15 protein-coding genes are annotated in these 15,769 nt (G+C 60.8%); 6 read left to right on the top strand and 9 right to left on the bottom strand.

Annotated elements, in window-relative coordinates; translation table 11 throughout:
- Window positions 1-92: 92 nt before the first annotated feature.
- Together AAFM15_RS03860 and AAFM15_RS03855 are read right to left on the bottom strand one after the other, a co-directional pair.
- Window positions 93-515 (bottom strand): TlpA disulfide reductase family protein, encoded by a 423-nt coding sequence (locus AAFM15_RS03860; RefSeq protein ID WP_341685379.1) that lies wholly within the window; start codon window positions 513-515, stop codon window positions 93-95.
- A 109-nt stretch (window positions 516-624) separates the two neighbouring features.
- A complete protein-coding gene (locus AAFM15_RS03855; protein ID WP_341685378.1) occupies window positions 625-1,224 on the bottom strand; it encodes a hypothetical protein in 600 nt (199 codons plus the stop codon).
- Window positions 1,225-1,274: 50 nt separating this feature from the next.
- Here AAFM15_RS03855 and mpl point away from each other — a divergent pair, with 50 nt between their 5' ends.
- Entirely contained in the window at window positions 1,275-2,648 is a 1,374-nt protein-coding gene (gene mpl / locus AAFM15_RS03850; RefSeq protein ID WP_341685377.1) for a UDP-N-acetylmuramate:L-alanyl-gamma-D-glutamyl-meso-diaminopimelate ligase, read from the top strand.
- Here mpl and AAFM15_RS03845 read toward each other — a convergent pair.
- The 5 genes from AAFM15_RS03845 to rodA form a co-directional block, all read right to left on the bottom strand.
- Window positions 2,638-3,618 carry a D-glycerate dehydrogenase gene (locus AAFM15_RS03845; protein WP_341685376.1) on the bottom strand — a complete coding sequence of 327 codons (981 nt, stop codon included), beginning with the start codon at window positions 3,616-3,618 and terminating at the stop codon, window positions 2,638-2,640. The two genes, mpl and AAFM15_RS03845, sit on opposite strands and share 11 nt — an antisense overlap.
- Window positions 3,615-4,730: a 3-deoxy-7-phosphoheptulonate synthase AroG gene (gene aroG / locus AAFM15_RS03840; RefSeq protein WP_341685375.1), complete on the bottom strand. Its 1,116-nt coding sequence runs from the start codon at window positions 4,728-4,730 to the stop codon at window positions 3,615-3,617. The genes AAFM15_RS03845 and aroG overlap by 4 nt, the downstream gene beginning before the upstream one ends.
- A 203-nt stretch (window positions 4,731-4,933) precedes the next feature.
- Window positions 4,934-6,394 (bottom strand): metalloprotease TldD, encoded by a 1,461-nt coding sequence (tldD, locus tag AAFM15_RS03835; RefSeq protein WP_341685374.1) that lies wholly within the window; start codon window positions 6,392-6,394, stop codon window positions 4,934-4,936.
- A 52-nt stretch (window positions 6,395-6,446) separates the two neighbouring features.
- Entirely contained in the window at window positions 6,447-7,328 is an 882-nt protein-coding gene (locus AAFM15_RS03830) for an NAD(P)-dependent oxidoreductase (protein ID WP_341685373.1), read from the bottom strand.
- Entirely contained in the window at window positions 7,325-8,479 is a 1,155-nt protein-coding gene (rodA, locus tag AAFM15_RS03825) for a rod shape-determining protein RodA (RefSeq protein WP_341685372.1), read from the bottom strand. The genes AAFM15_RS03830 and rodA overlap by 4 nt, the downstream gene beginning before the upstream one ends.
- A gap of 50 nt (window positions 8,480-8,529) precedes the next feature.
- Here rodA and AAFM15_RS03820 point away from each other — a divergent pair, with 50 nt between their 5' ends.
- The 5 genes from AAFM15_RS03820 to ruvC are packed head-to-tail and all read left to right on the top strand — an operon-like array spanning window position 8,530 to window position 13,412.
- Entirely contained in the window at window positions 8,530-9,138 is a 609-nt protein-coding gene (locus AAFM15_RS03820) for a YqiA/YcfP family alpha/beta fold hydrolase (protein WP_341685371.1), read from the top strand.
- 30 nt (window positions 9,139-9,168) lie between these two features.
- Window positions 9,169-11,232, top strand: coding sequence for an RNB domain-containing ribonuclease (locus tag AAFM15_RS03815; RefSeq protein ID WP_341685370.1), 2,064 nt, complete (start codon window positions 9,169-9,171; stop codon window positions 11,230-11,232).
- Entirely contained in the window at window positions 11,229-12,101 is an 873-nt protein-coding gene (locus AAFM15_RS03810; RefSeq protein WP_341685369.1) for an energy transducer TonB, read from the top strand. The genes AAFM15_RS03815 and AAFM15_RS03810 overlap by 4 nt, the downstream gene beginning before the upstream one ends.
- A 10-nt stretch (window positions 12,102-12,111) precedes the next feature.
- Window positions 12,112-12,846: a monofunctional biosynthetic peptidoglycan transglycosylase gene (mtgA, locus tag AAFM15_RS03805; protein WP_341685368.1), complete on the top strand. Its 735-nt coding sequence runs from the start codon at window positions 12,112-12,114 to the stop codon at window positions 12,844-12,846.
- Window positions 12,847-12,863: 17 nt separating this feature from the next.
- Entirely contained in the window at window positions 12,864-13,412 is a 549-nt protein-coding gene (gene ruvC / locus AAFM15_RS03800; protein WP_341685396.1) for a crossover junction endodeoxyribonuclease RuvC, read from the top strand.
- An 18-nt stretch (window positions 13,413-13,430) separates the two neighbouring features.
- On the opposite strand, the gene lpxC is transcribed toward ruvC, so the two are convergent.
- Both lpxC and ftsZ read right to left on the bottom strand, forming a co-directional pair.
- On the bottom strand, window positions 13,431-14,354 hold the full coding sequence (lpxC, locus tag AAFM15_RS03795; RefSeq protein ID WP_341685367.1) for a UDP-3-O-acyl-N-acetylglucosamine deacetylase: 924 nt from the start codon (window positions 14,352-14,354) through the stop codon (window positions 13,431-13,433).
- A gap of 159 nt (window positions 14,355-14,513) precedes the next feature.
- Window positions 14,514-15,722, bottom strand: coding sequence for a cell division protein FtsZ (gene ftsZ / locus AAFM15_RS03790; protein ID WP_341685366.1), 1,209 nt, complete (start codon window positions 15,720-15,722; stop codon window positions 14,514-14,516).
- Window positions 15,723-15,769: the final 47 nt, after the last annotated feature.

Raw genomic sequence — 15,769 nt, 5'->3', positions numbered from 1 at the left:
CCTGCAATGTACACCAAACACATATTAAAACCCGTCTTTTTGGTCGTAGGCACGCATCTTTACAAGACAAAAAGCGCAAACTCAAAAACAAATCAGCGTTTTGACTGATCCTGCAACCACTGATCAAGGTCTTTATCGTTTAATTTCCCAAGTTTTTGCTTGTAAATTTGACCATCTGCAGACAAAAAGACGCTAAAAGGCAGTCCTCCCGCCGCATTACCCAGGTTTTTGGCCAACGAGACCCCCTCAGGCCCCAGGATACCAACGGGCATCTGAACCTCATGTTTACCCAAAAAGGCCTTGACGGCATCGGCACGATCTACAGCCAAAGCAAGCACTTGCATGCCATTGGCGCCATGTTGACGCCAAAAAGCATCAATCATGGGCAACTCCTCCACACATGGCGGACACCAGGTAGCCCAGAAGTTGAGCAGCAGCGGTTTTCCGCGCATGGAGGCCAGGGAAAGCATTTGCCCATCCGGCTGTAACACCTTCAACGCCCAAACCTCGGCCATGGCCTGAGGCTGAGCGGGCTCCTCCTGCCAGCGCCAAAGCGCCGCTCCCACGCCCGCCAGCAACGCAGCGCCCCCAACCAGCCAGGTACGTCGGCTGCCCGCCTTTGAATCAGTCATTTGCCACTCCATCCACCATCAAGACCTGCACCGCTTTCACATTGCCCCGCGGGGAACGCCCGCGCCCATCCGGCAACAAAGCCCCTCGCAAAGCACCACGGTCGTGTACACGCATGTACACGCTCACCCCGTGTGGCCAACCCTGCACACGTTCAGTCACATGCACCACCGGCACAGGCTCGCGTCGACCCGCATCGATCTGTCCCACATCGTAGGGCACGCCTTGATTGATCAAGGCAATTTCGACCGCTTTGGGGTCATCCACATACAAGTCGATATCCACATCCGACAACTGAGAGGCGTACCCCAACCAAACCGAGCCGGTTAAATACGGTTCAAAGTCCTGCATGCGCTGCATCCAGCGCAGCGCCAATTGCCTGAGCGCCAGCAAATGTCCTGGCTGAACATCGGCCTGGAAGAGTTGCAAATGCTCAAGCACCGCATCCTCAAGTTGCTCGTTGCTGGGCATGGCTGTGCGGATGGGCAACCCTAACTGCCGGACAGCGTGGGTTTTGGCCGGCCCGAAGCGCAGCCCCTCTTCCACCACCAGCCTGGCGGCCACGGCCGCTATTTCCTGCATCTCATCGCTCATGCGAGGCATTGTGCCCGCAAAGCCCGGCACCCTGCCTCTAAAATTCGAGAATGCACATTCATATTCTTGGTATTTGCGGCACCTTCATGGGTGGCGTTGCCGCGCTGGCCCGCGAAGCAGGCCACAGAGTCACCGGTTGCGACGCCGGCGTTTACCCCCCGATGAGCGACCAACTGCGCGCTTTGGGCATTGACCTGATCGAAGGCTTTGGCGCAGACCAGATGGATTTGAAGCCCGACATGTATGTGATCGGCAATGTGGTCAGCCGTGCCCGCCTGCCGGACGGCTCGCCCAAATTCCCCCTGATGGAAGCGATCCTGGAAGCTGGCGCGCCCTACACCAGCGGGCCGCAATGGCTGGCCGAACATGTGCTGCAAGGCAAGCATGTGCTGGCTGTGGCCGGCACACACGGCAAGACCACGACCACCTCCATGCTCACCTGGGTGCTGGAGCAGGCCGGGCTGCAACCGGGCTTTCTGGTCGGCGGCGTACCCCTGAACTTCGGTGTATCGGCCCGCTTGGGCGGTGGCCGCTATTTCGTGATCGAGGCCGACGAATACGACACCGCCTTCTTTGACAAGCGCAGCAAGTTTGTGCACTACCGCCCCCGCACGGCCATCCTGAACAACCTCGAGTTTGACCACGCCGACATCTTTGACGATCTGGCCGCCATCGAGCGCCAGTTCCATCACCTGGTACGCACCGTTCCCGGCTCAGGACGTGTGGTCGTCAACGGCCTGGAAGAAAGCCTGACGCGCGTGCTGGCGCAAGGCTGCTGGAGCGAGGTGCGCAGCTTTGGAAGCGCGGTGAGCGACTTTGTGGCCGGGGGCGAGCCCTCACAATTCAAAGTGCTGCAGGCGGGCAAGCCTGTGACCGGGGTACAGTGGCCCATCGGCGGCGTACACAACCAGCTCAACGCGCTGGCCACCATTGCGGCCGCAGAGCATGTAGGCGTGGCACCCTGTATTGCGGCCCAGGCCTTGGCCAGTTTCGAGAACGTCAAACGCCGCATGGAAGTGCGAGGCACGGTGAACAACATCACCGTCTACGACGACTTTGCACACCACCCCACCGCCATTCGCACCACCGTCAACGGCCTGCGCCGCCAGGTGGGCAATGCGCGCATCCTGGCGATTTTCGAGCCCCGCAGCAACACCATGAAGCTGGGCACCATGAAGGCCCAGTTGCCCTGGAGCCTGGAAGAGGCTGACTTGGCGTTCTGTCATTCAGGCGGACTGGGCTGGGATGCAGAGGCTGCGCTGGCCCCCATGGGCGAGCGAGCAAAGGTAGGGGCCAACATTGACGAAGTGATCGCCCAAGTGATCGCCCAGGTGCGCCCGGGCGATCATTTGCTGTGCATGAGCAACGGCGGCTTTGGCGGTATCCACGTCAAGCTGCTGCAAGCGCTGGCCACTAAGGCTTGAACGCTTCCGGGTTGATCAGGCAAGGCGGGCACTGACCCGACAGCGCTGCCACCAGGTTGTCCGCCGCCAGCATGGCCATGGCCAAACGTGTCTGGCGTGTGGATGAGCCAATGTGCGGCGTCAAGGTCACGTTGTCCAGCCCCAGAAAACCAGGGTTGAGTGCAGGTTCGTTTTCGAACACATCCAGCCCGGCGCCGGCAATGCGCTTGGCCTTCAAAGCCTCGATCAACGCCTGATCGTCCACCACGCCACCGCGTGCAATGTTGATCAGGTGTGCAGTTGGCTTCATTTGCGCAAGCTCGGCCGCACCAATGGCATGGTGGGTCTGCGCTGAATAGGGTACGAGTGCCACCAGGAAGTCAGACTGCCGAAGCAGGTCTTCCTTGCTGACCCATTGCGCATTGCACGCCTTTTCCTGCTCGGCATCCAGACGGCTGCGGTTGTGATAAATGACTTGCATGTCAAAGCCCAGCGCGCGTCGGGCCACAGCCTGGCCAATGCGCCCCATGCCCAAAATACCCAGCGTGGCATCGTGAATATCCTGGCCCAGCCAGGCGTCCTGAAACTTCCAGCCCTTCCACTGCCCCTCGCGCACCCAGCGGTCTGCCCCCACCACGCGCCGTCCGCTCGACAAGATCAAGCTCCAGGCGGTGTCGGCCGTGGTGTCGTCCAGGACACCCGGTGTGTTGGTGGCCATCACGCCCGCTGCGGTGATGGCAGGCACATCAAAATTGTTGTACCCCACCGCCACATTGCACACCACTTTGAGCCCTGGCGCCTGCGCCAGCACACTGGCGTCAATGCGGTCGGACAACATGGTGATCGCGCCGACTTTGTCGGCCAACCGCGCCGCCAGCTCGGCAGGCGGCAAGGGCGCATCGACATCGTTGTAGTCCACATCGAAGTGGGCTTGCAAGCGCGCCAGAACCTCTGGAAACACCTGCCGCGAAACCAGAATGCGCGGCTTCATGCGCGTCGTGCCTTGACTGCATCTGACAGCACCTTGAGCACCTCTTCGCTGTCGCCCCAACCGATGCAGGCGTCGGTGATGCTCTTGCCGTACTCCAACGCGTTCACATCGTCTTTGCCGGGCGTGAATTTCTGCGCACCTTCGTGGATGTGACTCTCCACCATCACGCCAAAGACCTGACGCGAACCTCCAGAAATCTGGGCCGCAATATCTTTGGCCACTTCGACCTGCTTCTTGTGCTGCTTGGAGCTGTTGGCATGGCTGAAGTCCACCATCAATGTGGCTGGTAACTTGGCAGCTTCGAGTTCCTTGCACGCAGCGGCTACGCTGTCAGCGTCATAGTTCGGTGTCTTGCCGCCACGCAGGATGACATGGCAATCCTGATTGCCCTGGGTCTGCACAATGGCCACCTGACCGTTCTTGTGCACCGACAGGAAGTGGTGGCCACGGGCTGCGGCCTGGATGGCGTCAGTCGCGATCTTGATGTTACCGTCGGTGCCGTTCTTGAAGCCGATGGGCGCCGAAATGCCAGAGGCCAGCTCGCGGTGCACCTGGCTTTCAGTGGTGCGAGCACCAATGGCCCCCCAGCTGATCAGGTCACCGATGTACTGCGGCGAAATCACATCGAGGAATTCGCTGGCAGCCGGCAGGCCAGCGCGGTTGATTTCGATGAGCAATTGGCGCGCAATGCGCAGACCCTCGTCAATGCGGTAGCTTTCATCCAGGTAGGGATCGTTGATCAGGCCCTTCCAGCCGACCGTGGTGCGCGGTTTTTCGAAATACACGCGCATCACGATTTCGAGCGTGTCGGCGTATTTCTCGCGCAGGGGTCTGAGGCGGCGAGCGTATTCAAGGGCCGCTGCCGGATCATGGATCGAACAGGGGCCGATGATGACCAACAGGCGATCGTCCTTTCCATGCATGATGTGGTGAATCGCTTTTCGGGTGTGGGCAATGAGTTTTTCCACTGCCGTGCCGGCAATCGGGAAAAAGCGCATGAGGTGTTCAGGAGGGGGCAGCACAGTGATGTCCTTGATGCGTTCGTCGTCGGTCTGGCCGGTTCGGTCTGCAGGGTGCTGTTGCCAGAGGTCAGCATTCGCTTTGGTGTTCATCAAGGGCTCCTGGGTAGGTTGGGTTTGAAACAGGTGAAAAAAAACCGCCGGGCTTTGGGGCTCCGGCGGTTGGGTTCGAGGTGTTCAGGTGCTTACACGCTTGCCTCTCGTCCGCCGGGGACCGAGAACCAAAAATAAAAAAAGTAAAAGGCGAAACGCGAAAACATGGGGATCAATGTATCACAGGTTTCTGACAGGGTGTGTCAGGCTGTCCCGCCCACCGTCAGGCCGTCAATGCGCAAAGTCGGCTGCCCCACACCCACCGGCACGCTCTGGCCTTCTTTGCCACACGTGCCCACGCCCGAGTCCAGGCGCATGTCGTTGCCGATCATCGAAATCTTCTTGAGCGACTCCGGCCCGCTGCCAATCAGCGTGGCGCCCTTGACCGGATAAAGAATCTTGCCGTTCTCCACCCAATAGGCCTCACTCGCCGAGAACACGAACTTGCCGCTGGTGATGTCCACCTGGCCACCACCGAAGTTGGTCGCGTACAGGCCCTTCTTGATGCTGGCCACAATCTCCTGCGGGTCCTTGTCGCCACCCAGCATGTAGGTGTTGGTCATGCGCGGCATGGGCACATGCGCGTAGCTCTCGCGGCGGCCGTTGCCGGTGGGCTTGACGCCCATCAGGCGCGCATTCATCGCGTCCTGAATGTAGCCGCGCAGGATGCCGTCCTCGATCAGCACGTTCTTCTGGCTGGCGTGGCCCTCGTCATCCACATTGAGCGAGCCACGGCGATCCGCCATCGTGCCGTCGTCGAGCACTGTCACGCCCTTGGCCGCCACACGCTGGCCGACGCGGCCACTGAAGGCACTCGAACCCTTGCGGTTGAAGTCGCCCTCCAGACCATGGCCCACCGCCTCGTGCAACAGCACGCCGGGCCAGCCCGGACCGAGCACCACCGTCATCTCACCGGCCGGTGCAGGGCGCGCATCCAGATTGGTCAGCGCCGCATGCACGGCTTCGTCAACATAGGTTTCGACCATCGCGTCGTCGAAGTAGGCCAGACCAAATCGGCCACCGCCGCCACTGCTGCCCGCCTCGCGGCGGCCTTTTTGTTCAGCGATCACCGACACCGACAGGCGGATCAGCGGGCGCACATCGGCCGCCAGCGTCCCGTCGGCACGCGCCACCAGCACCACGTCGTATTCGGTGGCCAGACCGGCCATGACCTGCACCACACGGGGGTCCTTGGCACGGGCCAGCTTCTCCACTTTCTCCAACAGCTTGACCTTGGCCGTGCTGTCCATGGTGGACATGGGGTCGAGCGCGGGATAGAGCGAGCGGCTGGCCGAGACCTTGCGGGTGGGCACCTTGCTGCGCTTGTTTTGCGAGGCCGCAGCAATCGCACGCACCGTGGTGGCCGCGTCCATCAGCGAGGCTTCTGAAATGTCGTCGGAATAGGCAAAGGCGGTTTTCTCACCGGCCACCGCGCGCACGCCTACGCCCTGGTCGATGCTGAAGCTGCCGGTCTTGACGATGCCTTCCTCCAGACTCCAGCCTTCCGTGCGGGTGTACTGGAAATACAGATCGGCATCGTCCACCTGGTGCGCCTTGATGGCATTGAGTGCCCGGGTCAAATGGCTTTCATCCAGACCGAAAGGGTCGAGCAACAGGGACTTGGCCGTGGCCAAGCGCTCAAGAGTGGGTTCGCGGGAAATCATGCTGTCCATTGTAGGCAGCTGGCGGTGTCCTTGCCGACCGCGGGCTGATGGCTCAGCGGGTGCTTCGCATCCACTCAAGCAGCACCGCATCGTCCAGATCGGTCAATCCCGCCTGGACTGCCTGTGCAAACGCATCTTTTGCCACTTGTCCAAGCAAGGGCACAAAGCCCACCCCTGCTGCCGCCTCCACAGCCAGCCGACTGTCCTTGGCCAGCAAGGTGGTGTGGGCGCGCGGGGCGTAGTCATCCACCAAGGCCCGATGCATGCGGTCAGAACCAATCCAGCTTTGTCCGCTGGACGACTCGATGACCGACAAGGTGCACTGCGCATCCAGCCCCATACGCTCGGCCAACGCCAGCACCTCGGCTGCGCCCGTCAGGTTGATGGCGGCCAGCAGGTTATTGACCAGTTTGGTGCGCGCTGCATCACCCACACGCTCGCCAATCCGAAACACCTTGCTGCTGAGCTGCTCGATCACACCGTGGGCCTGCAGCCAGGCTGACTGGGATCCTGCCACCATCAGGCTCATGGTGCCTTCGGCGGCGCGCTGCGGACCTCCGGACATGGGCGCATCCACGCACAGCACTCCAGCTTGGCTCAATAACGCAGCCTGTTCTTCAACAAACTCTGGCGCCAGTGTCGGGCACAACATCACCGTTTGGCCCGGCCGCAGCACAGCCGCAGCGCCTTGCTCGCCCCACAGAACCTGGCGAGTTTGCACATCATCGACCACTGCAATGATCAAAACCCCATCGGGCGCCAGCGCCTGCACCAGTTGCGCAGGCGTCGCACACACCTGTGCGCCCAACTGCCGAGCCTGAGCTTCACGCGTCGGATCCATATCACAAGCGACCACACTGACTTGCAGCGAACGCAGGCGCGCCAGCATACCTCCGCCCATATTGCCCACACCGATGATGCCAACAGCATTCATGTCTGAACCAGCTGTTTGGAGCGCGAAATGGACATCAAAATGCCCAACGCCAGGCCCAGCGTGACCATCGCCGTGCCACCGTAACTGATGAAAGGCAAAGGCACCCCCACCACCGGCAGGATGCCGCTGACCATGCCCATATTGACAAAGGCGTAGGTGAAGAAAATCATGGTCAGGCTGGCCGCCAGCAAACGAGTGAACAGCGACGGCGCCTGCCGTGCGATCACCAAACCACGGTAAATGAGCAAACCGTAACCTGCCAACAGGAAGATGCCGCCCAGCAGGCCAAACTCTTCACCGTAGGCTGCAAAAATAAAGTCGGTCGTGCGCTCGGGAATGAACTCCAAATGCGTTTGCGTACCCTGCATGAAGCCTTTGCCCAGAAGCCCCCCGGATCCGATGGCAATCATTCCTTGAATAATGTGGAAACCCTTACCCAAGGGATCGCGGGCGGGGTCCAGCAAGGTGCATACGCGCTGACGCTGGTATTCATGCAGGATTTTCCAGTCCACCCCGTCGGCGCACCAGCTGGGCTCCATGATGACCAGCACCACGATAGCACCGAGGCCCAGCACCACAGGAGGGGCAATCCAGCGCCACTTCAGGCCAGCGAAAAAAATCACAGCCAACCCTGAGGCCAAGACCAGCAAAGATGTGCCCAGATCGGGCTGCTTCATGATCAAGCCCACAGGCACAGCCAGCAAAGCCAAAGCCACCAGAAAGTCCAGACGCGACAGCCTTCCCTCTCGCTTCTGGAACCACCAGGCCAACATCAGGGGCATGGCAATTTTCAAAATCTCGCTGGGCTGGATCACCACCCCGACATTGATCCAGCGACGAGAGCCCTTTTTAGTGATGCCAAATACAGCCACTGCAATCAACAAGACCACACCCACCGTGTACAGCGGTACCGCAATGGCCATGAGTTTTTGCGGTGGCAGCTGGGCCACCAGCAACAAAATAAAACCGGCCAGCAGCATATTGCGCGCATGGTCAAAAAACCGCGTGCCATGGTCATAGCCCGAGGAATACATGATGGTCAGCCCCGCGCCGGCCAGGAATGCCACCGCCAGAGCCAATGGACCGTCCATGCCCTGCACCCAGCTGCCGATGCGCTGACGCCAAGTGGGTCGTTGAATGACTGCTCCCATGGGCCGTCATTATCGACCCTGAGCAAGCCCTTTGGCGCTAGCATGTGCCCATGAGTTCGTCCTCGCCCCACCGTTCGGCCGTCACGCACCTGCTGTACCTGCACGGGTTTCGGTCTTCGCCCAACTCCTTCAAGGCGCGCATGCTGGCCCAATGGGTCAGCACACACCGGCCTGAGATCACGTGGGTCTGCCCGCAGCTGCCAGCTTCGCCCCAACAGGCCATCGCCATGGCGTTGTCACTCACCGAGGGCTGGCCACAGGCCACCAGCGCCATGGTGGGCTCGTCTCTGGGCGGTTTTTACGCCCAATGGCTGGCGCGCACCCTGGGCATGCGCTCGGTCCTGCTCAACCCGGCCGTACACCCCGCCCGTGACCTGGCCAGCCAGATCGGCACCCACCCTGCCTGGCACGACCCCAGCGAGCAAGTGCATTTTCGAAGCGAGTTTGTCGATGAACTGATGCAACTGGAGGCCGGCCTGCCACCAGCACGCAAGGACAGCCTGGCCATCATCGCCAAAGGCGACGAGGTGCTGGACTGGCGCGAAATGCGGCAGGCTTGCCAGCACGGGCAAGTGGTCTTGCTGGAGGGCAGCGACCACGGCATCAGCGACTTTGAAAGTCATTTGCGGCAGGTCATCTCGTTTCTGGACTGGGACTGAAAACCACCCAGCCATGGGACAATGCCCCCCATGTTTGTTTTGTACGAAGACGCTGGCAAATTCCTGGCCGGCAGGATCCTTTCCGAGGCCGAAGCATCGGCCCAGGTCGAACTCGATTCCGGTAAGCGCACCAAAGTCAAGGCCGCGCACATGCTGCTGCGTTTTGAAAAGCCCAGCCCCGCCGAACTGATAGCGCAGGCCGCCGCTCTGGCGGACAGCATCGAGCTGGACCTGGCCTGGGAATTCGCGCCCGACGAAGAGTTTGGCTTTGCCGACTTGGCCAAAGACTATTTTTCGGCCTCGCCCAGCACGCTGGAGCAAGCTGCGGCCTTGATGCGCCTGCACGAAGCGCCGCACTATTTCCGCCGCGCAGGCAAAGGCCGGTTTCGCAAGGCCTCGGCCGAGATCGTGCAGCAAGCCCTGGCCGCGATTGAAAAGAAAAAGCAGATCCAGGCCCAGATTGAGGATTGGACCGCTCAACTGGTGCAGGGCCAATGCCCCGAGCCCGTGCGCGAGCAGCTCTACAAGATCCTGTTCAAGCCGGACAAAAACACCCCCGAATACAAGGCAGTGGTGCAAGCCTCGCGCGAGAGCCAGCTGGACCCTCTGGGCCTGCTGCAACGCGCCGGCGCACTGAATTCGGCCTGGGACTTTCATTGGCAACGCTTTTTGTTCGAGTGGTTCCCCAAGGGCACAGGCTTTCCCAGCCTGCAGGCCCCAGCCATCACCGATGAACTGCCGCTTGCCCCTGTGCAAGCGTTCTCCATCGACGATTCGCACACCACAGAGATTGACGATGCCTTGTCCCTCCAAGGCCTGGGCAGCGGCACGGTCACCGTGGGCATCCACATTGCAGCGCCAGGCTTGGCCTTCAAGCCAGGGGATGCGATCGACCAGCTGGGCCGCGCCCGGCTGTCCCCCGTGTACCTGCCGGGCGACACCCTCACCCTGCAGCCCGACGCGGTGGTGCAGAACTACACCCTGGCCGAGGGCCAGGCTTGCCCAGCGGTATCGCTGTACGTGACGTTTGACGAAGCCAGCCTGGAGGTGCAGAGCACCGAAACCAAGCTGGAACGCGTACCGATCCAGGTCAACCTGCGCCACGACCAGCTTGACGACCGCATCACCCAGGCCTGGCTGGAAGGCGCTGACACCACCGACCACGCGGACGTGCCTGTCAGCCGCGCCACGCTGGCGTTTTTCTGGCGCTTGGCGCAAACCCTCAAGGCTCGGCGTGAGGTGGTGCGTGGCAAGCCCGAAACCTTTAACCGCCCCGACTACAGCTTCAAACTCGATCGGCCCAGCAACGACACGCCGCCAAACGGCGATGAGACGGTCTTGATTGGCGTGCGCCAACGTGGCGCACCACTGGACTTGATGGTGGCCGAAGCCATGATTCTGGCCAACAGCACTTGGGGGCAGTGGCTGGCCCAGCTGGGCGTGCCCGGCATTTACCGCAGTCAGGCCAGCTTGGCGCCGGGCGTGAAGGTACGCATGGGCACCAAGGCGCTGCCGCATGCTGGCATTGGCGTGCCCAGCTACGCCTGGAGCACCTCACCCCTGCGTCGCTACACCGACCTGGTCAACCAGTGGCAAATCATTGCGTGCGCACGCCACGGTGCCACCGCTGCGCTGGCCGCACCCTTCAAGCCCAAGGACGCCGAGCTGTTTTCGATCATCAGCGCCTTTGACGCTGCCTACAGCGGCTACAACCAGGTGCAAGGCGGCATGGAGCGCTACTGGACGCTGAAGTACCTGCAGCAAAACGCCATCACCGAGCTGGACGCAGCGCTGATCAAGGAAGCGGGCGGCGGCGCCTGGCTGGTGCGCGCAGATACCCTGCCCTTGGTCTTTACCGTCATGGGAGCACAAGGTCTGCAGCGCGGTGCACGCGTACGCGTCAAACTGGGTGAGGTGGACTTGATGGCGCTGGATGTGCACGGCACCGTGTTGGCCCACCTGGACGCCACGGATACCACCGGGGCTTGCTCCAAACCAGAAGAAGACGAAGATGAAGTCGTCGCTGGCCCCGTACATATTGCGGTGGACCTGAACGAAGCCGAACAGGTGCCTGCCTTGGGTTCGGGCGCATGAGTCCAGCCTCCAATCGCACCCTGGTCTGGGCACTGGGCCTGTCAGTGCTTGCCCACGCCAGTTTGCTGCTGCTGCGCTTTGCCGCTCCCGAGACCTTCAACCGTGTGTTTGAGAACACCCCTCTGGAGGTGGTGCTGGTCAACGCCCAAAGCAAAGATGCACCGCGCAAGGCGCAAGTCCTGGCCCAAGTGCAATTGGCAGGTGGCGGAGAAGACACCTTGCAAGCAGGATTGAGCAGCTCGCCCTTGCCACCGACCACTCTCCCCACCGAAGGTGTGGACATCGCAGAGATGCAACGCAAAATCGAAGCCCTGCGCGCCCAGCAGGTACAGCTGCTGACCCAACTCAAGCAGGAGCTGGCCGAGCTCTCTCGCGATGATGCTGGCAATCAGGGTACAGACCAGGAACGCCAGGCACGCGAAGAACGCAAGGCCCAGCTGGCCCGAAACCTGGCGCGCATTGAGCAAAGCGTACAAAAAACCCAGCAGGCCCCGCGCAAGCGCTACATCAGCCCGGCCACGCGGGAAGCCGTATATGCACTGTATTACGACAAGCTGCGCCGTCTGATCGAGCTCAAAGGCACCGAGAACTTTCCACAAGCCAATGGCCAAAAGCTTTACGGTAAGTTGACCATGGTCATCACTGTCGATGCCAGCGGTCAGCTGGTGGGCACCGACGTCGCCGTGACCTCGCACAACCTCTTACTCGACGAGCGGGCCGTAGCGATTGTGCGCAACGCTGCGCCGTTTGACGCATTCAGCAGCAAAATGCGCAAGCAAGCCGATCAAATTGTGGTGGTGGCGCGCTTCATGTTCTCTCGCGACGATACCTTGCAAACCCGCGTGCTCAGCCACGAACCGAAACCGTAAATCAAGCACCATGAAAGCATTGATGCGCTGGATCCTGTTGCTGGCCTTGAGCCTGCTGGCTCTGCAGCTGTATTTTGTGCTGCGCATCGCTTTGATGGCGGTGGTAGATCCGCAATCCACCACTTTCGAGCGCACACAAATCTGGCGCATCGCCAACGAACAACACCGCCTGCCATGGCGCCAGGACTGGCGTGGCCAGGACCAACTGGCCAACAGCCTCAAGCGCGCTGTCATTGCCTCGGAAGACAGCGCTTTTGTGCAACACCACGGCATCTGGTGGGACTCTCTGGAACAAGCCTGGCAAAAGAATGCCAAAGCCCAGGCGCGTGCCGACCAACAGGCGCAGCGCCGACCCAACGCCGCCGCCAAGCCCGTCAAGATTGTGGGGGGCTCCACCATCACGCAACAGCTGGCCAAAAATCTGTTCCTCAGCGGTGAGCGCACTCTGACGCGCAAGGGACAGGAAATGCTGATCACGCTCACATTAGAAGCACTGCTGAGCAAGCGCCGGATTCTGGAGATTTACCTCAACCACGTGGAGTGGGGCGAAGGGGTGTTCGGGGCCGAAGCCGCCGCACAACATTACTTTCGCAAACCAGCAGCGCGATTGGACAACTGGGAAGCCGCCCGCTTGGCTGTGATGCTGCCGCGGCCACGCTATTTTGAAAAACTGGCTCAGTCCAGCTATCTGAACGAACGGGCTTTCACGATCACGGCTCGCATGGCAGAGGTGCGTATCCCATGAGCGCCTTGACAGAAACCGTGCGCATTTTGGGTATTGACCCGGGCCTGCAGACCACCGGTTTTGGGGTCATCGACATGCAAGGGCAAAAGCTCAGCTATGTGGCCAGCGGTGTGATCGAAACCACCCAGGGTGAGATGGGTAACCTGCCTGCCCGCCTGAAGATCATTTACGACGGCATCCGGGAAATCCACGCCCGCTACCAGCCCGATGTGGCTTCGGTCGAGATTGTGTTCATCAACGTCAACCCGCAGGCCAGCCTGATGCTGGGCCAGGCGCGCGGGTGTTGTGTAACGGCCCTGGTGTCTTGCGGCCTGCCGGTGGCCGAATACACCGCGCTGCAAATGAAGCAGGCCATCACCGGCCACGGTCGTGCCGCAAAAGCGCAAATTCAGGAAATGGTCAAACGGCTGTTGCAATTACCCGGCACTCCGCGCCAGGATGCTGCCGATGCCTTGGGCCTGGCGATTACCCATGCGCATGCCAGCCCGTCCATGAACAAGCTGGCCGCGCAAGGCGCGTTGCAGCGCAAGACACACGGCATGTACCGCAGCGGCCGCAGCCACTGAGGCTGTTTCAAGGGTGGATTACCAGGCGGGCTGCAGGCGGGCATAACCCGCAGGCGCCTGGGCTTCGTTGTTGAAGCTCACGATTTCGTAAGCCTCGGGCTGCACAAGCAGGGCGCGCAGCAGTTGGTTGTTCATCGCATGACCGGAACGAAATGCGGTGTAGGCGGCCAAGAGCGGACGCCCGACCACATACAAATCGCCAATCGCATCGAGGATTTTGTGTTTGACGAATTCGTCGTCATAACGCAACCCGTCAGCGTTGAGGACCTTGTAGTCGTCCATCACGATGGCGTTGTCCAAGCCACCGCCCAAAGCCAGGCCGTTGGAGCGCAGCATCTCGACATCTTTGGTAAACCCAAAGGTGCGGGCGCGGGCGATGTCACGCGAATAAACACCCTCGGTAAAGTCAAACTTCACCATTTGCCCGGTGGAGTCGACAGCCGGGTGGCGGAAGTCGATTTCAAAACTCAGGCTGAAACCATGATAAGGCTCCAGACGTGCCCACTTGGCCTGTGCACCCTCACCCTCGCGCACCTCCACAGGTTTGAGCACGCGTATGAATTTTTTGGGGGCTTTCTGGGTCACCACCCCTGCGCTTTGCAGCAGGAACACAAATGACGAGGCCGAGCCATCGAGAATCGGCACCTCTTCGGCGGTGATGTCCACATACAGGTTGTCGATGCCCAAGCCGGCGCAGGCAGACATCAGGTGTTCAATGGTGTGCACTTTGGCGTTGCCGGTCCCAATCGTCGAGGCCAGTCGGGTGTCGGTGATGGCCTGCGCATTGACGGCAATGTCCACCGGTTCGGGCAAATCCACGCGGCGAAACACAATGCCGGTGTCAACTGGTGCGGGTCGCAACGTCAACTCGACACGCTGCCCACTGTGCAGGCCAACGCCTACAGCACGGGTCAGGGTTTTGAGTGTTCGTTGTTCAAGCATGGAGTGATTCTAGGTCTTCCGCCTCAACCTTGCAGAGGGCAAGGCTTGTTGTTTCTTCTGCTTACAGATACAAAAAACCGGACAGGCGGTGAAGCCTGCCCGGTAAAGAGCATTGAAAGTCGAGTCAGCGCCTGGCAGACGCTGACTTTCAGGCCGAGATCAATCCGCCTGCTTGCGCAGGAAAGCCGGAATCTCGATGTCATCCATGCCGGCGGACGACATGCCGTCAACTCGCGCGGCAGCATGAGTGCGGCTGCTGCGCCATACGGCTGGCGTGCTCATGCCCGAAGCCATGGCTGCGGGAGCGGCCACCACCATGGACTCCGCCTCACCGCCCACCGCAAAAGGCGTGTTGTCAGTGCCTGTACGAAGCACTTGCAGTGTCGGGGCGTTGCGACGAGCACCCGCCTTGGACAGTCCAGTCGCTACCACCGTGACACGAATCTGGTCACCCAGGGATTCGTCATAAGCGGTACCGTAGATCACGTGCGCTTCTTCCGAAGCGTAAGCACGAATGGTGTTCATGGCTTGCTTGGACTCGGACAGCTTGAGGGATCCTTTGGCAGCACTGATGAGCACCAGCACGCCTTTGGCACCCGACAGGTCCACACCGTCGAGCAGCGGGCAAGCCACGGCTTGCTCAGCAGCGAGTCGGGCGCGGTCCGGACCGCTGGCCATGGCCGTGCCCATCATGGCTTTGCCAGGCTCGCCCATCACAGTGCGCACGTCTTCGAAGTCGACGTTCACGTGGCCAGGCACATTGATGATTTCGGCAATACCGCCTACGGCATTCTTGAGCACGTCATTGGCATGCGCAAAAGCCTCGTCCTGGGTCATGTCCTCGCCGCCGGGCAGCTCAAGCAGTTTTTCGTTGAGTACCACGATCAGCGAATCCACATTGGCTTCGAGCTCGGACATGCCTTCGTCCGCATTTTTCATGCGACGCCCGCCTTCAAATTCGAAAGGCTTGGTCACCACGCCCACGGTCAGGATACCCATGTCCTTGGCGATGCGCGCGATCACGGGGGCAGCACCCGTACCGGTACCGCCGCCCATGCCTGCGGTGATGAACAGCATGTGCGAGCCTGCAATCGATTCACGGATGGCCGCTTCTGCAGCCTCTGCAGCCTCACGGCCTTTTTCGGGCTTGCTGCCTGCGCCCAGGCCGCTGCCGCCGAGCTGGATAAAGCTGTGCGCAGAGCTGCGTGCCAAGGCTTGCGCATCGGTATTGGCGCAGACAAACTCCACGCCCTGGACGTTGCGCTCGATCATGTGCTCGACCGCATTGCCACCACCGCCGCCGACGCCGATCACTTTGATCTGCGTGCCTTGGTTGAATTCTTCGGTTTCGATCATCTCAATGCTCATGGTGTGCTCCTATTGTTTGATTTGCCAGTTGAAGTTGAAAAAATGTG

Origin of the sequence: Limnohabitans sp. (assembly GCF_038134685.1) — a bacterium.
Taxonomy (GTDB): Bacteria; Pseudomonadota; Gammaproteobacteria; order Burkholderiales; family Burkholderiaceae_C; genus Limnohabitans_A.
Note: the sequence above shows the minus strand (reverse complement) of the source record. Positions and strands in the feature narration are given on the sequence as shown.

What these genes read in the sequence shown, in the direction of transcription:
- aroG (WP_341685375.1), bottom strand. Translation starts at nt 4,730, where the DNA reads ATGAACACCAAAGCGAATGCTGACCTCTGGCAACAGCACCCTGCAGAC.
- lpxC (WP_341685367.1), bottom strand. Translation starts at nt 14,354, where the DNA reads ATGCTTGAACAACGAACACTCAAAACCCTGACCCGTGCTGTAGGCGTT.
- AAFM15_RS03860 (WP_341685379.1), bottom strand. Translation starts at nt 515, where the DNA reads ATGGCCGAGGTTTGGGCGTTGAAGGTGTTACAGCCGGATGGGCAAATG.
- mpl (WP_341685377.1), top strand. Translation starts at nt 1,275, where the DNA reads ATGCACATTCATATTCTTGGTATTTGCGGCACCTTCATGGGTGGCGTT.
- AAFM15_RS03845 (WP_341685376.1), bottom strand. Translation starts at nt 3,618, where the DNA reads ATGAAGCCGCGCATTCTGGTTTCGCGGCAGGTGTTTCCAGAGGTTCTG.
- AAFM15_RS03810 (WP_341685369.1), top strand. Translation starts at nt 11,229, where the DNA reads ATGAGTCCAGCCTCCAATCGCACCCTGGTCTGGGCACTGGGCCTGTCA.
- AAFM15_RS03830 (WP_341685373.1), bottom strand. Translation starts at nt 7,328, where the DNA reads ATGAATGCTGTTGGCATCATCGGTGTGGGCAATATGGGCGGAGGTATG.
- AAFM15_RS03855 (WP_341685378.1), bottom strand. Translation starts at nt 1,224, where the DNA reads ATGAGCGATGAGATGCAGGAAATAGCGGCCGTGGCCGCCAGGCTGGTG.
- mtgA (WP_341685368.1), top strand. Translation starts at nt 12,112, where the DNA reads ATGAAAGCATTGATGCGCTGGATCCTGTTGCTGGCCTTGAGCCTGCTG.
- rodA (WP_341685372.1), bottom strand. Translation starts at nt 8,479, where the DNA reads ATGGGAGCAGTCATTCAACGACCCACTTGGCGTCAGCGCATCGGCAGC.
- ftsZ (WP_341685366.1), bottom strand. Translation starts at nt 15,722, where the DNA reads ATGAGCATTGAGATGATCGAAACCGAAGAATTCAACCAAGGCACGCAG.
- AAFM15_RS03820 (WP_341685371.1), top strand. Translation starts at nt 8,530, where the DNA reads ATGAGTTCGTCCTCGCCCCACCGTTCGGCCGTCACGCACCTGCTGTAC.
- tldD (WP_341685374.1), bottom strand. Translation starts at nt 6,394, where the DNA reads ATGATTTCCCGCGAACCCACTCTTGAGCGCTTGGCCACGGCCAAGTCC.
- AAFM15_RS03815 (WP_341685370.1), top strand. Translation starts at nt 9,169, where the DNA reads ATGTTTGTTTTGTACGAAGACGCTGGCAAATTCCTGGCCGGCAGGATC.